This is a genomic window from Synechococcus sp. H55.8 (assembly GCF_047462375.1).
GTDB lineage: Bacteria > Cyanobacteriota > Cyanobacteriia > Thermostichales > Thermostichaceae > Thermostichus.
This window is the reverse complement of the sequence record NZ_JANSJC010000023.1, coordinates 25,759-44,153: the sequence shown is the minus strand read 5'-3', so window position 1 is coordinate 44,153 and position 18,395 is coordinate 25,759. Positions and strand designations below refer to the sequence as shown.

The following is an 18,395-nucleotide window of genomic DNA, read 5'->3' as shown; positions in this document are numbered from 1 at the left end:
AAAAATAAGGCCGGACTAAACAAGTCTATTTTGTCGGTGGGGTTTGGTACGCTGAACCAAATGCTGACCTACAAAATCGAGCAGAAAGGTGGTCTGGTCTTGTTTCTTCCTACACAAACCCTCAAGCCGTCTCAGCGCTGTCCAAAGTGCGGTGCTGTTCACAAGGAGTGGGCAGAGCTAAGTAACCGTTACCATGTCTGTTCTGCTTGTGGTTTTGCGATACCGCGGGACAGGGGGACGGTGATGGTTTTCTACAACGTTGCCACTAATCAGCAACCGGGGTTGGGAACCAGCCTCGTGAGTCTTGGATGCTTCAGCTCTACTTCACAGACCCGGTACACGGGAACGATGAAGCAACTGGGGCAGAGGAAGAGACAAAAGCTCTGCTGTCAAGCGGGTGAGGAAACCCCACCCGCCTGCGCGGTGGGGTAGTTCATACCGAGCCACCAGAGCTGGTAAAACTGTCAACATCTTTACGCAAGCCTTGTGTGGGAGCAGTTGTTCTCATGGCCGGAGCAAGGGAGAGGAGACCAACGCCCAAGAAGCCTCGGGATCCCCGCCGCCCCTCACGATCCGCTAAGGATGCCCTATTGGGGGGTTCTGGGCGCCTGCTTCCTGCCCCGGCTGCCTCCCACCCTCAGCCGCTGCGTCTGGCCCGCCAAAAAGCCATCGCCCGTCTGCGCCAACGGGCTGTCCAGCCTCGCCGCCCAGGACGTTCTCCGGCCCTCGGAGAAGTGTTGCTCAGGGGCCTGAGCTTCAGTCTCATCCTGGGCCTGACAATGGCCGGCCTCTCGCAACTGCTGCAATCAACCCCCACTGGACAGACAGAACCTGCCACGACGCAGCTTGGGGATCCAGGGCCGAGCGATACCCTGCAGGGAGAGGCGATCCCGGCTTTGCAGGAGCGCCTAGCCGCTTTGGCCGACCAACCGGGGTTGACGGCAGGGGCCCTGTTTTGGGAGGTGGAAAGCGGCGCCTTTGCCGGCGTCAGGCCGGATCAGGCTTTTCCTGCCGCCAGCGTAATCAAGATCCCCATTCTCTTGGCCTTTTTCCAGGCCGTGGAAACCGGGCAGGTGCGGCTGGATGAACCGCTCGCCCTGCGGGAAGATCTCAAGGCAGGAGGAGCGGGCGTGCTCCAAACCCGTCCCCTGGGATCCCAGGTCTCTGCCCTGGAGGCGGCCACCCTGATGAGCACCCTCAGCGACAACTTCGCCACCAATCTGATCATCGATCGCCTGGGTGGACAGGAGGCTCTCAACCAAAAATTTCGTCAGTGGGGGCTACAGCACACGCAAATTTCCTGGTGGCTACCGGATCTGGAGGGCACCAACACCAGCAGCCCACGCGACATGGTTTGGTTGCTCAGCCAAGTGGAACAGGGGCGCATGCTTAGCCGCCGCAGCCGCGACCGCTTTTTGGACATTCTCTGGCGTACCCAACGGCCTTCCTACTTTCGACCCCACCTGGGCCAGGAGGTGCGCATTGCCCACAAGACGGGAACCCTGCGCTCGGTGGTGGGAGATGCCGGGATCCTGGATTTGCCCAACGGGCGACGCTATGTGGCGGCGGTGTGGGTGAAGCGAGAAACCCCCAACGACCCCAGAGCCGAAGAGCTGATCGCCAGCCTGTCGCAAGCCGCTTATGAGTTCTGGGCCGGGGATCCAACGGCAACCACGAGCAGCTTGCAACCCTGATCCCAAACATCACCAATTTTTCTCTCCCGAGCCCCATTCCGGGCAGAATGCAAATGCCAGAGTGGAGAAACAGGCAATGGGACAACTGGTCGATGTCAAAACCCTTTGGGTGCAGTGATGGCGACAGATCCCGTGATTAAGCTGGATCAGTTTCTCAAGTGGGCGGGGGTTGTGTCCACCGGTGGGCAGGCCAAGCAGTTGATCCAAGCCGGACAGGTGCAGGTCAATGGCGAGGTGGAAACCCGCCGCGGGCGCAAATTGCGCCTTGGGGATGAGGTGAGGGCGCTGGGCCAAGTCTGGCAGGTGCACCTGGATAAGGCCTCAGAGGGAGATCAGTGAGATCTATCGAGATCCATGCAGCGGGATCAGAAGCAGCATGGCCAAAGCCCCGATCCCCCCTGCCACCGCATACTGCCACTCCAGCCCCCACAGCAGGCAGGCAACTCCGGCCAAGATCTGGATCCCACCGGTGATCCAGTAGGGAAGGCGCGGCGGATCCACCAGGCCGTTGAGCCAGTGGCCCAACCCCATTTGCCACAGCCAAAACACCCCCAGATATTGGCTCAAAGCCGCTAGAGGGGTACGACCGACAAAAGGCAGCACCGAGAGAATCATGCCCAGGGCGATCACCAGTGTCCAGACCAAGCCCACGAAGTAAAGATGGGCCAATCCGGCAGCTCGAAACTCCGGCAGCGCCGTCTGCCGCACCATATAGCCCAAGCCAATAAGAGAAATCAGCAACCACAGCCAGTTGATGTTGGCCTCTTGGTGAAACTGGGTGGCGGCAAACCCGATCCCCAAAAGAATGGCCCAAACCAGGTACACCCGCCGACAGAGGGTCCAAAAAGGGACAGGGGATCCCAGGGTTTCCGTTGGCATGGCTTTCACCTTACTCGACGACAACAACTCGACCCACCATACTGGGGTGAATATCGCAGAAATACTCCTGAATGCCGGCTACCTCGAAGGTCAAGGTTTTGCTCTCGTTGCGCCGCAGCCGCCCTGTCCCTTGGAACTGCGCCCCTGCCACAGGAGTAGCCGTGTGGGGGGTGGAATCCAGGTTGGTGAAAGTCACCTTGCCCCCCCGCTTGAGAGTAATCTCCGGGGGCAGGTACTGAAACCCGCGAATGATCACCTCTGCTTCCGTTTGCGCCAGCGGGCCGTGAGCCTCGACTGCTGCCGTTGTCTCGACAGGATCCTGACCCGCAGCCGAGCCGGCTCGTCGCCAGCGCTCCACGGCCAAAATGGCCCCCACATTGACTAGGGATCCCAGCCCACTCAGCAACAGCAACCGCCGCGTCATTGGCATAGGGCTTTCTCCACACAGGCCAGGAAGAGCAAAAAGGCTGAGACTTCCTATAGTCGTTTAGTCGTTTTAAATAGCAATGAAACGGTTCGTTACGTCGTTATTGCTACGCACTGCCGCTCTAACTCCCCTCTCCCTTTGGGAGAGGGGTGAGGGAAGCGCTTGGGAGCTGCCTCAATAGGGACATGGGGAGGCCCTGGAGATCATCCAGCTCTACACCTTCAGGATCCAGCGCTCCCGAGTCTCGGCGCTGACGAAGGGAGCAGGCACCACCAAAATGCTCGGATCGAGGCGATTGAACACGGCCCGGATCGCAGTGGCGTGGGCAACTTCATTGGGACCGATGGTGCTGGCGGCAGCCACCAGGTCTTTGTTGGAAAGCTGAACGAATGCATCGTTGTAGGCCAGGGCTGCATCGAACTCCAGGGCCAGGGCCAGCTTGGCGATGTTGGCGTCGGAATCGAGATTGCCTTCTTTGCCGTCAATGTAGGTGGAGAGGTCGTAGCTATCCCGAGCCGGCGAGGGGGTTCCCCCCAACTGCCGCACGGCACCCGCCAACAGATCGCGGTGTTGTTCGTGATCCTTCAGGTTCTTGGTGGCCACTTCCAACACAATTTTGCCCACTTCGGTGTTGCTCAGCTTGCCGGCAGCGGTTTTGTAGGCCCAGATCGCCTGCTGTTCCAAGTCGATGGCAGCGTTGAGGATGGCGATGTCGGCAGTGTTGGTCTGGGCAGCACTGGGTAGGCTGCGCAACCCAAGCACCCCACCCACTCCCGCCAGCAAACCGGTCAACAACAAGCTGCGGCGGGAAGGCTGCCAGAACCTGCCAGATGTGGTGCTGGGATCCCATTCGGCGGCCAGGTGAGGCAGAGCGAAGGGAGTCTTTGCAGTCTTCATCTCAAGTCTCCTGTCTCGAAAGAGGGCAACCAACTTCTAAGGGCTTGCTCTTGCTCGGGCAATTCCCTCTCGGCCTGGTCTGATGGGAATACGCCGCTTGTGCTGCCCTGGATGCCTGAGGGAAGAGACTTTACATGGAATGAGCTGGACGGCTGAGCCGGGCTATCTTGAAACCAGCGGGGGCAAGCATGGGTCGGTGGTGGTGTCGTTAGCAAGCCATTCAATTCTGGGTGTGAACCTACACCTGGCTCTGCCAGAAGCCAGTCTACAGAGCTATGCCACCTGGATCGAGGCGCGTATTCAGGAGAGGCAGGGCGCCCAGGTGGTTACTTGTAACCCAGAGATGATCATGCAGGCGCAGCGGGATCCGGCCTTTGCCCAGGTGCTACAACGAGCAGAGCTGGTGATCCCAGATGGGGCGGGGGTGGTGTGGGCTTTGCGGCGGCAGGGGATCCGCGTCCAGCGGGTGCCGGGGATCGAGCTGGCCGAAGCCCTGATCGCGCTGGCGGCAGAACGGGGGTGGCGCTTGGCCTTGGTGGGGGGAAGGCCGGAAGTCAACCGGGCAGCGATTCAACATTGGCACGCTTGCTTTCCCTCTCTGTCCATTTGGGGCTACCACGGCTACTTCTCCCCTGCCGAGGAAGAAAACCTGCTGCACACTCTCCAGGACTTCCAGCCGCAACTGGTGTGGGTGGGGCTGGGCTCCCCGCGCCAGGAGCTGTGGATCCAGAGATGGCGCAGCCTCTTGCCCCAGGCCATCTGGATGGGGGTGGGGGGCAGCTTCGACATTTGGGCCGGCCAAAAACGGCGAGCCCCCCGCTGGTGGCGTGACCATCACCTGGAATGGTTGTATCGTCTCTATCAGGAACCTTGGCGCTGGCGACGCATGTTGGCTTTGCCCAGGTTTGCCTGGCGGGTGCTGTGGGATCCCGCTTCTCGCTGGCGCCCCTAGCCTGCCGGCGCTTCCTCGTCTTCCTCTTTTGTAGGCGCTTCCTTATGATGCTTGGTCAGCACATCGGCTATTCCCCTCGCGTTCACCGTTGGGCCGGTACAGCTCCCACTCCTCATCTGGCCCCCTTGAGCTTGTACAGCAGCACCCAGCCGGGATCTTTGCAGGCCCCAGCCAGCATGGTGTCCCTGCGGGGCGTGAGCAAGGTCTTCCCCAACGGCAACTTGATTTTTCAGGATGTGAACCTGGAGGTGCGCCGCGGCGAGTTCGTGTTTGTTACCGGCGTGTCGGGAGCGGGCAAGTCCACCCTCTTGCGACTGCTCTACGGGGACGAACAGGCCACCGAGGGCACGGTTGTGGTGGATCAGGTGTGCCTATGTTCTTCGGAAGGGCGGCGGCCCTACCGCATTCCACCCCGTCCGCTGGCGATGCTGCGGCGGCGCTTGGGGGTGGTCTTTCAAGACTATCGCCTGTTGGCCAACCGCACCCTGGCGGAAAATGTGGCCTTTGTGCTGCGCGCCCAAGGGCTGTCCCCCGCCGAAATCCGCCGCCGCATCGGGCCGACTTTGAAGATGGTGGGGCTGACCGAAAAGCGGGATCGCTTTCCCCATGAGCTTTCGGGAGGAGAACAGCAGCGCCTCAGCCTGGCCCGTGCCATTGTTAACATGCCGGTGCTGCTGCTGGCAGACGAGCCGACGGGGAACCTGGATCCGGAAAACTCGCTCTTGGTTCTCCAGATTTTGGAGCGGCTCAATTCTTTTGGGGTGACTGTCATCATGACCAGCCACGACCCCCATCTGGTGGAGCGGGCCGGCCACCGGGTGGTGCGCATGGAAGGAGGACGCCTGTATGATCTGCGCTGAGGCGCTGCATAGGGCGGGAATCCCGAAGATTGGGTTTACTGGCAGTGTTGGGCGGTAAACAGCATGCAATCTCTCTCCCGATTTCTCAACAAGATTCGCTATCTCCTGCAAGAGACTTTTTTGGGGTTGCGGCGGGGAGGCTGGCTGAACTGGGCGGCGGTGAGCACCCTGCTGGTGTTGCTGTTTTTGGTGGGGATCGGCGTGGAGCTGTCTTGGGGGGTGGATGCGACGGTGCGATCCCTGGGGGAGCAACTGGAGATCTCCGTCTATCTGGAGCCGGAACGCCAAGGGGTGGAGTTGCAGCCCCAGGTCGCCCAATTGCCCCACGTGGTGGCGGTGAAGGTCATCACCAAAGACCAAGCTTGGCGCACCCTCCTCATCGAGATGGGGATCCAGGATGAGGCGGCGATGGAAACCCAGTTGGGGGAGAACCCTTTGGTGGATGCCCTGCGGGTCAAGGCGGATTCCGCCGAAGCCCTGGGGGAGGTGGCGGCACAGATTCGCCAATTGGAAGGGGTAGACGAGGTGTACTACGGCAGCCGCATCGTGGAACAACTGGCCCAAATTCAGGAGATGCTGCGGCTGGGATCCCTGGGCATCACCGGGGTGTTGGCCCTGACGGCGGTGGCTGTGATCACCACCACCATTCGGCTGATCGTCATGGCGCGGCGGCGGGAGATCGAGGTGATGCAACTGGTGGGGGCAACGGCAGCTTGGATTTACTTGCCCTTTATTTTGCAGGGCTGCCTGTTCGGGGTGATCAGCGCGCTAGGGGCTTGGGGCTTGGTTCTGGGATCCCGACAGTTGCTGCAGGAGGTGCTGGAGCGGTTGATCGCCTTGCCCTTTCTCAAGGTGATGCAGGCGGATCCCGGCCAACTGGAGTTTTGGTTCTTGCCGCTGCTGCTGTTGGGGATGGGGGTTTTTCTGGGCACCGGCAGCAGCTTGATCGCAGTGCGTAAGTCGGTCGGGCGCTGAGCAAGGGAAGGATTGGCCGGTTCTCTGCTAAAATCAGGATCCCCTGTAACAATAGATGCCAAGGTTAAAACTGCGATGATGGCCCCACGCAAGCATCAACTGGCTATCGACAACGACGAGCTGATGCGTCGGGTAGAGGCTCTGATCAACGCCTCCAAAAATCGCTACCGCATCACAGTACAGGTGGCCAACCGGGCCAAGCGCCGTCGCTACGACGATCCCGACGATCTGGAAGATGGCTGGATGAAGCCCATCCGCCGCGCCGTCATCGAGATGTCGGATGAACTGACTGAGCCGGAAATCATCGGCGACGAGTAGCTGTTGGCCCTGTCGCAACTGCAGGCCAGCCGGGCGGCTAAGGGCGATGAAGACCCTCGGCAGGAACCTGGTCTGTGAGGTCTTCTGGATCAGGATCCCTTTCCCGCGGACGGGCCTCCAGCCGCGACTCCATCAGGCGCAGCAGGCGGTGGGTCTCCTCTGGGCTGAGGCCCTGGATGCGCATCTCCAAGGGGCTGTGGAACCAGAGGGTTTGCTGCGGAAACGGAATCCGGATCCCGGCTTGGTCGAAGGCATGCTTGAGGCGACGGCGATATTCCCGCGCCACCCGCCACTGCTGTAGGGGCTGCACTTTGATCCAGATGCGCAGGGTGATCCCCCGCTCCCCCAGGTCATCGACGCCGTGCATCTCGGGGGGCTCGAGGATCTTGTCCCGCCAAGCCGGCTCCCGGTACATCTGGAGCGCCACCTGCTCGGTGATGCGGATGGCCTGTTCCAGGTCGTTTTCGTAGGCGATCACGATCCCCAAATCCACCCGCGACCAGCCGTTGGAGAGGTTCTCCACCACCCGAATGGCGCTGTTGGGAATGGAGATCAGGCTGCCTTCGGTGTTGCGCAACTGGGTTAGCCGCAGATCCATATGTTCCACCAGGCCGCCCCGCCCATCCACCACGATCACATCTCCTTCGGCGAATTGGTCTTCCAGCAAAATCAACAGCCCGTTGATCACGTCTTTGATCAAATCCTGGGCAGCCAGGGAAATCCCCAGCCCGATGAAGCCCAGGCTGGCCACCAAAGGGCCGATATTCACCCCCACCGAGGCCAAGCCGACCAGGGATCCCAGCAAAACCAGCGCGGTGGCTGTCACTCCTTTGGAGACACCGGCAAAGGTGCTGAGGCGTTTGCTGAGGCGATAGGTGGGGGCATTTTGCCACTGCTCCTGGCGCAAGGCGGCGAAGAGGCCGTCCAGCAGCAGGCTGCTCAGCCAAACACTGCCATAAGTCGCCAGGCCCACCCCTGCCAAGCGCAGCAGAGGGCCGCGCAGCGAGACCAGGAGAAACGTTTGCAAGGGTCGTGTTTGGGGGAAAAGGCCCAAACTCACCCCAACGCCGCCCGTCCACAGGCCAACCTGCACCAGGCGCAGCAGACGAATGTGCAGCTCCAAATAGGATGCCTGCCGTTTGCGCCCTGCCTGTTGTTCGACCAAGACGGGATCCTCGCCCGGCTCCCCCTGGAGGCGCTCCTGCACCTCTGCTTGGATGGCCTGGTACTCCGCCTGCAGGGCATCGCGTTTTTGCTGCAGCCGTCGTCGTTCTCGTTGACAAAGCCGGCTCAGGCTTGCCGCTGCTGCCAGAATGGCGAGGGCTATCAGGGCTTGGCGGCGCAAAAACTGGGGCTGTCGCTCCCGCTGCCAGGTGCGCAGGGCCTCCTCGACAATGCCCGCCACCTGTTCGGCCCAATCCATCGGCTGGCTGCCCTGAAGCTGAGCATCCAGAGAGGTGATGGTCATCAAATGGCGTCCATTCACCCGGATCACCGGCTGATTGGTTTGGCTGTCGAGGACGACCTCCACCCGCAGTGTTTCCGGGTCAAGGCCCGACTGGGCCAACTGGCGCAGGGTTTGTTCGATGGAGCGGGCCCGCTGCGACACCGGCGGCACGCTGCCGGGATCCCCCTGCAGCGCGGCGACCAAAAACAGCCGCCGCCCATCCAGCGTCACGGCCTCCGTTTGGATGGAGGTGGTGGGCAGGCTGAGCGCCTGCCGCAGCTCTTCCAGGGCATCCAAGCGGTTGAGCAAAGGCAGGTTGGAGGCGGTGCCGTTGTTTTGAGAAGTTTCCTGACCCCATGCCGGCTCGATGGCCGGGGATAGGGCGAGGGAAGTGCCGAAAAAAAGGAGCGGCCAAAGCAGGGATCCCGCTGTTCCCCGCCTCGATCTACTTGAAGCTTGCAGATTGTGCGGCATGAGCCGATGCTAAAGTTCTTCCATCAATCTAAGAAGAAGAAAGCAATGCCGAGAATGGCATAGGTGGCCAAGAGCAACAGCCCCTCCAGCCAGTTGGAGCGCCCGTCGCTGCTGACGGAGTTGACCAGCAACACCGAGACGGCGATCGCCACCAGCTCCACCATGCCGAAGTTAAAGTTCATCGGCTGGCCCAGCAGGTCACCGGCCAGGACCAGCAGGGGCGCCACGAACAGGGCAATTTGCATCGTCGAGCCCAGAGATACTGAGAAGGAGAGATCCATCTTGTCTTTCATGGCCACCGTAATTGCCGTCGCATGTTCGGCCGCATTGCCGATGATCGGCAGCAAGATCACCCCCATAAACAGCGAGGTAATGTGCCAATGCTCCAGAGTGTGCTCCAAGGTGCTCACCAACAGTTCCGACTCCAGTGCCACCAACACCGTCAACCCCAAAAGGGCCAACACCCAAGGCCATAGCCCAGGCTGCTCGGGCGGGGCCGTCAACACTTGGGGAATGGAGCCCTCCGCCTGCAAAACCGGATTGGGGGCCAGGCGATTGGCCGCCTCATTCTCTGCGGCTGCGGCCTCGTGAAGAGCGTAGAGGTAACTGTGGGTTTTGAGGGAAAACAGCAAGGTGAGGCCGTAAACCCCGATCAGCACCAGAGCCACCGCCGTGGACAGCTCTTGGATGGAGAGCGCTCCCAAGTTGGCATCGGCATAGGTGACCACACTGGGCAAGATCAAGGCCACCACCGCCAGGTTCATCACCGAGGCATTCATGCGAGCCACTTCGGGCCGAAAGCTCTGCTCGCGAAACTTAATGCCGCCCAAAAACATGGCCAGCCCGGCCACCAGCAGCAGGTTGCTGATGATCGAGCCGGTGATCGAGGCTTTCACCACCTCCACCAGCCCCGCCCGCAGCGCCACCAAGCCGATGATCAATTCTGCCGCATTGCCAAAAGTGGCGTTGATCAACCCCCCTATGGTCGGCCCGGTCAAGGCGGCAATCTCCTCGGTGGCTTGACCCATAAACTTGGCCAAGGCCACCACCGCCAAGGCGGCACAGAGGAAGACCAGATTGGGATCCCAGCCTCGGAAGTGCCCCACCCAAGATAGAGGAACTCCCGCCAGCAGCAGGAACATCAGGCCGTTCAAACCTCTCTGCCAACCTGCTGCAGAGCGATCCGGAGAACCCAGAGAATTTGCATTAGCCAGAGTCATGGTTGCACAAAAAGGGAGCGCCAATAGATGCCGTTTGGGTTTTGGAGAGCAGTACCCCCACCGATGGGGCCATCTCCAAGAGTCTAACGGCTGCGAGGGGCAGTTGGATAGGTGCGTCTGGCTAGAGGGAGATAACCCGGTTGCGCTGCAACTGCCGGGCGATCTCGGCTCCCAATTGATCCGACAGGCGCTGCGGATCGGCAATTTTCAAAAAACTGCTGCCCTCCACCTCGAAAGGAAAGGATCCCTCGATGTCGTCGCGGGGCAGTTGTACCAGCAGCAATTGCTCGGGGCGCTTCGCTTGCAGGGCATAGCCCAACTCCAAACAGACCTGGGGACTGGGCAGAGGCCGTCCTCGGCCATTCACCTGCACCGGGGTGACATCGGCCACCACCAGCAGCGCGTGCTTGAGCTTGCGAATCAGGGCCGCGTCGATTAGAGGTGTCTCGCTTTCGCTGGGCAGGGATCCCTGCAGTTGCAGCGGAAGAACCGGTTGGTGATGGCGGTTAATGGTCTCCACCACCGCCTGCAACGCCTGGTGCAGCGTGGCGCTGGAGTCGGGGTAATCCGCTTGGCCACAAAAGTAGATGACCGGCTCCGTCATGTTCAGGGTGGCCCGCTTATTAAAGTAGATCTCGCGGCTGATCAAATCGAGGTTGGAGATGCTGTAGGCGCCGCTGCCCTCGATGTAAAACTCCACCAGCTCCCCTTCCAAGTAGCGCTGCCACCAGACAGAAGCCTTCACCTGCTCCACATCGTCGAGGAAATCGGCTCGCATCGCCGTTTTCAAGAGGCCGGTACGGCTTAGGCGCAGATCGGGAGCCCTCTGTTGAACTTGGGAGGCAGACAACACCGAATCCAAATACCAGGCTTTCAAAACGATGATCGCCATCGGATCCCTCTGCGCTTAGCCTCAAAGGTACCTGATTTTGGCCTGATTTTGGTCCGATCGCCGGGAGAACCGTTACCCTCGCAGCCGAGATACGAAGCCAAAACAGTGAGGCCTCGGGGTCAGCTCGGCTCCAGCTGCAGGGCCAGATCCAGCAGCCGGTGGGCCAGGGTGGCCTTGGTTGTCCAAGGCAGCCGTTCTGGGCTGCCCTGCCGCGGGATCCAGTAGCCTTGGTTGTGGCTGCTGCCAAAGCCGCTCTCCGGCTGGTCGATGGGATTGGCCACAATGGCGTCCAGCCCTTTCTGCTGCAGCTTCTCCTTGGCTGAGGGGAGGGGATCCCCGCTCTGGGCGGCAAAGCCGATAAGAAGCTGACCGGGACGTCGGTGGCGGGCCAGGGCTGCCACCAGGTCAGGGACAGGCTCCAAGGGCAGCATGGGGGGCAGATCGCCTTTTGGCAGTTTCCCCGCGTAAACCTGGGCGGGGCGCACATCCCCCACAGCGGCAGCCATCCACAAAAGATCCACCTGGGGAAACTCCGCCTGCAAAACCTGCTCCAGTTGGGCTGCCGTCTCCACCGGCATGGCCCGAATGGCGAAGGGTGCTGGATCAAAGGGGATCCCCAGCGGCCCATGCACCAGCGTGACTTCGGCCCCCCGACAGGCGGCTGCCACCGCCAGCGCCACCCCCATCCGCCCACTGGCAGGGTTGCCGATAAAGCGCACCGCGTCGATGGGCTCGCGGGTGCCTCCTGCCGTCACCAACACCCGCTTCCCTTGCCAGTCTTTTTTCCCCCCTGTCCAGAGCAGAGCCCGCACATACTCCTGCAGCGCCTCTGGCTCCAACATACGCCCTTCCCCCACCGCATCACAGGCCAGGCGGCCACTGGCAGTGGGCAAGGCCCAGAAGCGGGGATCCCGTTGCAGCCGCTGCCAATTCTCGGCCACCGCTTCAGCCTTCCACATGTGGGTATTCATGGCCGGCGCCAGGGCCACCGGACAGTGGCAAGCCAAAACCACATTGGTGAGCAAATTGTCCGCCAGCCCCTGGGCCACCTTGCCCAAGGTGTTGGCCGAAAGCGGCGCAATCAGAAGAGCCTCGGCCCATTCCCCCAGCTCGATGTGCAGCGGCCGTCCCCGCGTAGCTTGCCAGAACTCGGCATCCGTGAAAGCTGGCTGGCGAGACACAGTGGCCAACGTCAGCGGGGAGATAAACTGTTCTGCAGCTTTCGTCAAAACCACCCTCACCTCTGCCCCCTGCTGGGCCAGAGCAGATACCAAAACCGCCGTTTTGTAGGCAGCAATCCCCCCGCTCACCCCAACCAGAAGACGCCGTCCCGACCAAAAGAGATCCATATCGAGTGACACTCAAACAGCCTTGTTTCCAGTTTCCCTGCTTTTGCTCAACTCCGGTGCCGCAGCGGGGATCCAGCGTCTAGAGACACTCAAAGACACTTTTATATGCCCTTGGCCCTGAGGGCCTGTCCCTTCCGCGAAAGTCTCCCCCACAGGTTCTGGCCTCTAGAGAAAATTCTCCACTACTGTTTTGCGCAATCACCCTTCAATCCCATTGCAGCCGCCGAACCTATTCTCTCTAATAGGAAGGTAAAGAGGAATTGGAGGAACCTCTATTGCAATCGCTGTTTGTTTCTGGCTACACTAACTGTTGTCCTTAAAACCACCTTGATATGGCTACAACCAGTAAACCAAAACCACTCACTGGCCAAGAGCTCCTCGACAAAGTAACTTCAATGGGAAATGCGGATCGCAAGGAAAAAGCTCGCGCCTGTGGCTATGTCACCTACACCAAGAATGGTCAGGAGCGAGTGAATCTGATGCAGTTTAACAATGCCCTGCTGAAGGCTGTTGGCGTGGATCTCGGTGCCAGTGACGAAAATGGATCTCGTGGCCGCGCTCCTACCTTCCGGGTTTCGGTTCATAAGAATGGCAATCTCCTAATTGGAGCTGCCTACACCAAGAAGATGGGCCTCAAGCCCGGAGATGAGTTCGAGATCAAGTTGGGCCACCACAACATCAAGCTGGAGCGCGTCAACTGATTGGCTGTCTCCCTGTACTGCTTCTCCCTGCTGGTGATCTCCTATCAGCTTGGGTGAAGCCCTCAATATGATTTTCAGCCTTTGGGAGCAGCAGCCTCTTCTTTTTGCTCCGGCGTTCATTGTTCGTCTACTCTACCAGACAAGGGATCCTCATGATCCGCTGGGGATCCCTGACGATCTGTATCTCATCAACGGCTGAAGCATGGATTAAGTTCGCTATTCTGACAACAGTAGAATTGGGTCTGCGGCAATGAACACTCCGACCGTACAGAATATCTTTCGCCACTGGGGACGGTGGCGAACTTGGGCGGGGCTGTTGTTGTTGGCAGCAATGTTCTTTATCAGCGGGTCTCATCCGTGGGTTTGGTCCCAGTCGAATGCGTCTTTACAGTGGGTCTCTTCTCAACCTGCCCCTGAACAGCAGGATGTTTTGATAGATGGAGTCATTCGGCTGCAATTCGATCGGCCGCTGGATCCCAATCTACAACGGCTGGCGGTTCAGTTGGAGCCGCCGGCAGCGGTCATTTTCGACGTGCAGGGAGACGAGTTGTTGCTTAAGCCTCGAGATCCCTTGCGCTTCAGCACCGACTACACCCTTACGATTGCCCCCCAAGAGGGGCTGCCGCTGGAGCAGGCCATCCAACTGCGCTTTCGCACCGAGCCGCAGTTTACCTACGAGCGGGACATCAAACCGCTGCTGGAGGCCAGTTGTGTCGGCTGTCACCAGCCGGCGGGGCGACAGCGCACCCAGTTGCTGGATAGCTACGAGGCGGTTCTGGCCTACGTCAAGCCAGGGGATCCCAAGAGCGAGTTGATCGATCCCCGCTGGACGCGCCGCCACGCCACTATTCTCAACGCCAACAATCCCAACCGCTCTCAGGCCCGCGGCGGATCCCCGGAGATCGCCTACATCCAGGCCCGCGGGCTGCCCCTCTCCCGTCTGGGCTTTTGGACGCCGGAGGAGGTGGAGATCGTCCGCACCTGGATCGTGCAGGATGGCGCCCCCCGCACCAGCGCCCGTGCCCAGAACTAGTCTCACCGCCATGACCGCTTCCCAACCTTTGGCCACGGTGATTCAGGGATCCCTGAGTCGGGGCTTGGAAGCTCGCCTCAACCCCGGTGTTTCGGTAGAAGACCTGCGGGTGGGCAAGTTTGTGGTGATTCAAGGGGAGCGCCACCGCTTCTTCGGTCTGCTCACCGACGTTACGTTAGCAACCAGCAACCCCCAGATCCTGGTCAACCCCCCCCGCCCGGAAGAGACCCTGCTGCAGGAGGTGCTGGCGGGTACCGGCACCTACGGGGTTATCGCCCTCACGCCGATGCTGATGTTGGTGCCGCGGCAGACGGAAGGGGAAAGGCTGTACCCCCTCATTGATCCCAACCGGCCAGAAGATGGCGGCCCAGCCCTTCCTGGTGCTGAGGCGATGGAGCTGTTGCCGGTGAAAACGGTGCCGGCCCATTTTTCCCAAGTGTACGAGGCGCGGGAGCTGGACTTTCGCACCGTCTTCGGCTGGGAAGAGGATCCAACTCGGCGCAACTTCGCCATCGGTCAGCCCTTGGACATGGCGGTGCCCATTTGCCTGGATTTGGATCGCTGGGTGGAGCGCAGCAACGGCATCTTCGGCAAGTCCGGTACCGGCAAATCCTTTCTGGCCCGCCTGCTCCTGGCGGGCATCATCCGCAAACGGGCGGCGGTGAACCTAATTTTTGATATGCACTCCGAGTACGGCTGGGAGGCGGCCAGCGAGGATAGGCAGGCCACCACTGTCAAGGGGCTGCGGCAGCTCTTCCCCGGCCAGGTACAAATCTATACCTTGGATCCCGATTCCACCCGGCGGCGAGGGGTGCGGGATGCCCGCGAACTGTTTATTGCCTACAACCAGATCGAGGTGGAAGATCTGGCCCTGTTGGCGGAGGAGCTCAACCTCTCGGAGGCCAGCCTGGAAAACGCCATTATCCTGCGCAACGAGTTTGGCCGCGACTGGATCAGCCGGCTCTTGAGCCTCTCCAACGCCGAGGTTCAAGAGTTTTGCGAACAGAAGATGGGCAACAAGGCCTCGATCCTGGCCCTGCAGCGCAAGCTCACCCGCCTCGACGACCTCAAGTACATCCGCAACAGCTTGCCCCACAACTACATCGGCGAGATCTTGGAGGCCCTCAGCCGCGGCATCCACGTGGTCATCGAGTTCGGATCCCAGTCCAACCTGCTCTCCTACATGTTGGCAGCCAACGTCATCACCCGCCGCATCCACCAGGCCTATGTGCAGCAGACAGAGCGGTACCTGCAGTCCAAAAATCCCCTCGACCGGCCCCGGCAACTGTGCATCACCATCGAGGAAGCGCACCGCTTTCTGGATCCGCGGGCGGCCAAGCAGACCATTTTCGGCACTATTGCCCGCGAGATGCGCAAGTACTTTGTCACGCTGCTGGTGGTGGATCAGCGCCCTTCCAGTATCGACAGCGAGGTGATGTCGCAGTTGGGCACCCGCATCACGGCCCTCCTCAACGACGACCAAGATATCGAGGCCGTGTTCACAGGGGTAGCCGGCAGCCAGAACTTGAAAACAGTGCTGGCCAAGCTGGATTCCAAACAGCAGGCCCTGATCCTCGGCCATGCCGTGCCCATGCCGGTGGTGGTGCAAACCCGCTCCTACGACCCCAGGTTCTACGCCGAGATCGCCGATCCCGACTGGTCCCAGGCCGCCGATGCGGAGGTGCTTTGGGCAGCTCAGAAGGCCAAGGAGGAACTGGGGCTGTAGGGAGGGCTTCCCCACAAGCCAGTCATCAGGCGCAGCAAAAAGCAGCGCAGGGGCGGAAAGGCCATCATCCCGCTCAGGATCCAGCGCCGCATGACCACCAGGGGCCAGTAGGAGTTGGAGAAGGTGCGGGTGAGTAGATCCGTGAAGAGCAGCACCAGCCAGTTTTCCCAACGGCGACGGCGACCGTAGCGGCGCAGGACTTTGACATCTCCCAGATCCTCGTGCCGTTGCCAAGCAGCCAACAGCACCTGGGCCAAGGCAGCGGCATCGCGGATGCCGAGGTTCAGCCCTTGGCCGGCCACCGGATGGCAGTGGTGAGCAGCATCTCCCACCAACGCCAAGCGGTGCTGATAGTAGCGGCGGCTCTGGCGCAGACGGGCCGGGAAGACTTGGGGCGGGTTCAGCAAGGTGAGGCAGCCGCCCTGGACGCCGTAGTAGCGCTGCATCTCGGCCAAGAAGTCGGCCTGAGAAAGGGCCAGCGTGGCTTTGGCCTGCTCGTGGGGCAGGATCCAGACCACCTGGCAGCGATTGCCGGGCAGGGGCAGGATGGCGAAGGGGCCAGCAGGCCAGAAGCGTTCGTAGGCGATGTTTTGGTGGTCTTGGGCAGGGGCCACCAGGGCGGTGATACACGACTGCCAGTAGTCCCAGCCGTCGCTAGGGATCCCTGCCCGCTGCCGCACGGGAGAGCGCAGGCCGTCGGCAGCCACCACCAGAGCGGCGGCCAGTCGGCGCCGGCCCTGTGTCATTTCCAGCTCTACCTCGGCGGCAACCTTCCCGTAGGTTACCCTCTCCACCCTGGCTTCGTAGTAGCAGGTGATCTTGGGATCGGCGGCTACTTGCTCCTGGAGCACCTGCTGCAGCCGAGCATGTTCGCCGCAGTAGAAAACCGCCGTTTCCCCCACATCCTCCGGCCTAAATGTCACCCGCTGGGGAGCGTTGGCGTCGGTCAGAATCACCTGGGCAAAGGGCGTGATGTGGGGAGCCAGCGCCTCCCACACCCCGATGGCCCGAAAGATGCGGATCGACAGCGGCGAAAGGGCATAGGCCAAGGGGCGCTGCCTGACTGCCTCAGCCGACTGGGCCTCGATGAGGGCCAAGCGCAGGCCGGAGCCCTGCAGGGCACAAGCTAGAGTCAGGCCCGCAATGCCGCCGCCGACGATGATCACGTCGTAGAGGGCGTCCAGGGTATCCGGAGGGGGAGCAAGGAGCGTCATTGTCTCTTATTGGGTGCTGTGGCCAACTACTTCTGGGGAGGCGGAGTTTGCCGGCGTGGCGGCCCGCACCGCCCGGAACATGCCAAAGCGGCAGAGGCCGGTGCCGAAGGCCAGGCGCATGAGCAAGAAGGTGGGCACCTCCCGCAGCGACTTAATCAAGCCTACCAAGCCAAACTTCAGCAAGCCCTCGGGACGGACAATGCCCTGCCAGATGGAATCCAGCCAAGAAGGAAGGGTTTCTTGCGTCCAGTCGGCGGTTTCCACCTGCCCTTCCACCAGCCCGGTGGCTTGCAACTGTTCGGCAAACCCCTCGATGCTGGAAAAAGCGGGGTGCGACCACTGATCCAACAACTGCCGCATCACCAGCCGCTCCCAAAAGTTGAGGGGCTTTTGACGGTCGTCCCGCTGGTTCCAGTCCGCCACCACCAAGATGCCTCCCGGCTTGAGCACCCGCAGCATCTCGCTGGCGTAGCGGGCCTTGTCCGGCATGTGGGGCCCCGCTTCGATGGACCAGACCACATCAAAGCTGGCGTCGGGAAAGGGCAGGTTGAGGGCATCGGCCACCTGAAACCGGACGGGCAGATCGGGGGGGGTGAGCTCTTGGGCCCGCTGCACCTGCTGTGGGCTAATGGTGATGCCGGTTACGACAAAGCCGTAGTCGCGGGCCAAGATGCGACAACTACCGCCGATGCCGCAACCTACATCCAGCACCGTCGTCCCCGGCGGCAGCCGATCCAGCCCGCCCCAGCGCACCATCTCGTGGACAAAGTCGTGCTTGGCCTGGATGAAGTTCTTCCGCCGCGGCGGGGATCCGTAGTGGCCGAGGTGAATATGCTCGCCCCAGTAGAACTCCAGGATCCCGTCGCGGGTCCACTCGTCGTAAGACTTAGCCACGGATGCGGGAGACTCGTATTTGCGAGCAGTCAACAGGTAGGCTGCCAGACCCACGGCCAGCAGCAGAGCTATGCTCAAAGCCCAGAGGATTGGATTCATCGGATTATAGTCGTTTCAAACAAGATTAAGACACTTTGCCGCCGACCCAAGCGCTCCGGGCCTCTACCCTCACCCCCAACCCCTCTCCCAGAGGTGCCCAAGCGCTCCGCGCCGCCGGCGCGTTCGCGACAGCGTTGCGTAGGAATAACGACGTAGAGAAACGTTTCATTGCTACTTGGTAGTGACTATAACTGTGCTGAGGGACGGCGATCATCGGTTGGATGGCGGCTGCCCGCTATTGGGAAGTCTAACAATGCGGCAAAGATCCAATCCCATTTTGCCCCATCCGCCAAGGGATGAAGTTTAGGATCCCGACGAGGGACGGCTGGACAAGATTGTCCAGC

The 18,395-nt window shown here is 61.0% G+C and carries 19 protein-coding genes; 10 read left to right on the top strand and 9 right to left on the bottom strand.

Annotated features, from left to right (window positions below; translation table 11 throughout):
• The 3 genes from NW862_RS10255 to NW862_RS10245 all read left to right on the top strand — a co-directional run.
• Positions 1-432 (top strand): zinc ribbon domain-containing protein (locus NW862_RS10255; protein WP_414427147.1); only part of this gene is annotated, 432 nt, incomplete at its 5' end.
• 74 nt (positions 433-506) lie between these two features.
• A complete protein-coding gene (locus tag NW862_RS10250) occupies positions 507-1,694 on the top strand; it encodes a serine hydrolase (protein WP_414427146.1) in 1,188 nt (395 codons plus the stop codon).
• A 117-nt stretch (positions 1,695-1,811) separates the two neighbouring features.
• Positions 1,812-2,033, top strand: a complete 222-nt coding sequence (locus NW862_RS10245; protein WP_414336183.1) for an RNA-binding S4 domain-containing protein — start codon at positions 1,812-1,814, stop codon at positions 2,031-2,033.
• A 3-nt stretch (positions 2,034-2,036) separates the two neighbouring features.
• Here NW862_RS10245 and NW862_RS10240 read toward each other — a convergent pair whose 3' ends face one another.
• The 3 genes from NW862_RS10240 to NW862_RS10230 form a co-directional block, all read right to left on the bottom strand.
• Positions 2,037-2,573 carry a hypothetical protein gene (locus tag NW862_RS10240; RefSeq protein ID WP_414427145.1) on the bottom strand — a complete coding sequence of 179 codons (537 nt, stop codon included), beginning with the start codon at positions 2,571-2,573 and terminating at the stop codon, positions 2,037-2,039.
• A gap of 10 nt (positions 2,574-2,583) precedes the next feature.
• Positions 2,584-2,997: a plastocyanin/azurin family copper-binding protein gene (locus NW862_RS10235; protein WP_414427144.1), complete on the bottom strand. Its 414-nt coding sequence runs from the start codon at positions 2,995-2,997 to the stop codon at positions 2,584-2,586.
• A 216-nt stretch (positions 2,998-3,213) separates the two neighbouring features.
• The gene (locus tag NW862_RS10230; protein ID WP_414348029.1) at positions 3,214-3,897 is read right to left on the bottom strand and encodes a DUF4439 domain-containing protein; all 684 of its coding nucleotides are present in this window, start codon (positions 3,895-3,897) and stop codon (positions 3,214-3,216) included.
• A gap of 202 nt (positions 3,898-4,099) precedes the next feature.
• Here NW862_RS10230 and NW862_RS10225 point away from each other — a divergent pair, with 202 nt between their 5' ends.
• The 4 genes from NW862_RS10225 (at position 4,100) to NW862_RS10210 (ending at position 7,002) form a co-directional block, all read left to right on the top strand.
• Positions 4,100-4,849 (top strand): WecB/TagA/CpsF family glycosyltransferase, encoded by a 750-nt coding sequence (locus NW862_RS10225; RefSeq protein WP_414337171.1) that lies wholly within the window; start codon positions 4,100-4,102, stop codon positions 4,847-4,849.
• A 44-nt stretch (positions 4,850-4,893) separates the two neighbouring features.
• Positions 4,894-5,709 (top strand): cell division ATP-binding protein FtsE, encoded by an 816-nt coding sequence (locus tag NW862_RS10220; protein ID WP_414333366.1) that lies wholly within the window; start codon positions 4,894-4,896, stop codon positions 5,707-5,709.
• A gap of 63 nt (positions 5,710-5,772) precedes the next feature.
• The gene (locus NW862_RS10215) at positions 5,773-6,684 is read left to right on the top strand and encodes a cell division protein FtsX (RefSeq protein ID WP_414333364.1); all 912 of its coding nucleotides are present in this window, start codon (positions 5,773-5,775) and stop codon (positions 6,682-6,684) included.
• Positions 6,685-6,762: 78 nt separating this feature from the next.
• Entirely contained in the window at positions 6,763-7,002 is a 240-nt protein-coding gene (locus NW862_RS10210) for a DNA-directed RNA polymerase subunit omega (RefSeq protein ID WP_414333373.1), read from the top strand.
• Positions 7,003-7,039: 37 nt separating this feature from the next.
• Here the strand turns inward: NW862_RS10210 and NW862_RS10205 are convergent, their stop codons facing one another.
• From NW862_RS10205 to coaBC, 4 genes are all read right to left on the bottom strand, one after another.
• Positions 7,040-8,923: a mechanosensitive ion channel family protein gene (locus NW862_RS10205; protein WP_414427143.1), complete on the bottom strand. Its 1,884-nt coding sequence runs from the start codon at positions 8,921-8,923 to the stop codon at positions 7,040-7,042.
• A 23-nt stretch (positions 8,924-8,946) separates the two neighbouring features.
• Entirely contained in the window at positions 8,947-10,065 is a 1,119-nt protein-coding gene (gene cax, locus NW862_RS10200) for a calcium/proton exchanger (RefSeq protein WP_414333372.1), read from the bottom strand.
• A 199-nt stretch (positions 10,066-10,264) separates the two neighbouring features.
• Positions 10,265-11,035: a hypothetical protein gene (locus NW862_RS10195; RefSeq protein ID WP_414333360.1), complete on the bottom strand. Its 771-nt coding sequence runs from the start codon at positions 11,033-11,035 to the stop codon at positions 10,265-10,267.
• A 119-nt stretch (positions 11,036-11,154) separates the two neighbouring features.
• Positions 11,155-12,384, bottom strand: a complete 1,230-nt coding sequence (coaBC, locus tag NW862_RS10190; RefSeq protein WP_414427150.1) for a bifunctional phosphopantothenoylcysteine decarboxylase/phosphopantothenate--cysteine ligase CoaBC — start codon at positions 12,382-12,384, stop codon at positions 11,155-11,157.
• A gap of 332 nt (positions 12,385-12,716) precedes the next feature.
• Here coaBC and NW862_RS10185 point away from each other — a divergent pair, with 332 nt between their 5' ends.
• The 3 genes from NW862_RS10185 (at position 12,717) to NW862_RS10175 (ending at position 15,844) form a co-directional block, all read left to right on the top strand.
• Positions 12,717-13,085: an AbrB family transcriptional regulator gene (locus NW862_RS10185; protein ID WP_011432615.1), complete on the top strand. Its 369-nt coding sequence runs from the start codon at positions 12,717-12,719 to the stop codon at positions 13,083-13,085.
• A gap of 250 nt (positions 13,086-13,335) precedes the next feature.
• Positions 13,336-14,118, top strand: coding sequence for an Ig-like domain-containing protein (locus NW862_RS10180; protein ID WP_414333358.1), 783 nt, complete (start codon positions 13,336-13,338; stop codon positions 14,116-14,118).
• Between the two features lie 10 nt (positions 14,119-14,128).
• Complete coding sequence (locus NW862_RS10175) at positions 14,129-15,844, top strand: helicase HerA domain-containing protein (RefSeq protein WP_414427149.1); 1,716 nt, start codon at positions 14,129-14,131, stop codon at positions 15,842-15,844.
• On the opposite strand, the gene NW862_RS10170 is transcribed toward NW862_RS10175, so the two are convergent.
• Positions 15,814-17,058: an FAD-dependent hydroxylase gene (locus NW862_RS10170; RefSeq protein WP_414367933.1), complete on the bottom strand. Its 1,245-nt coding sequence runs from the start codon at positions 17,056-17,058 to the stop codon at positions 15,814-15,816. The two genes, NW862_RS10175 and NW862_RS10170, sit on opposite strands and share 31 nt — an antisense overlap.
• A 6-nt stretch (positions 17,059-17,064) precedes the next feature.
• Positions 17,065-18,051 carry a methyltransferase domain-containing protein gene (locus tag NW862_RS10165; RefSeq protein ID WP_414333352.1) on the bottom strand — a complete coding sequence of 329 codons (987 nt, stop codon included), beginning with the start codon at positions 18,049-18,051 and terminating at the stop codon, positions 17,065-17,067.
• Between the last annotated feature and the right edge of the window lie 344 nt (positions 18,052-18,395).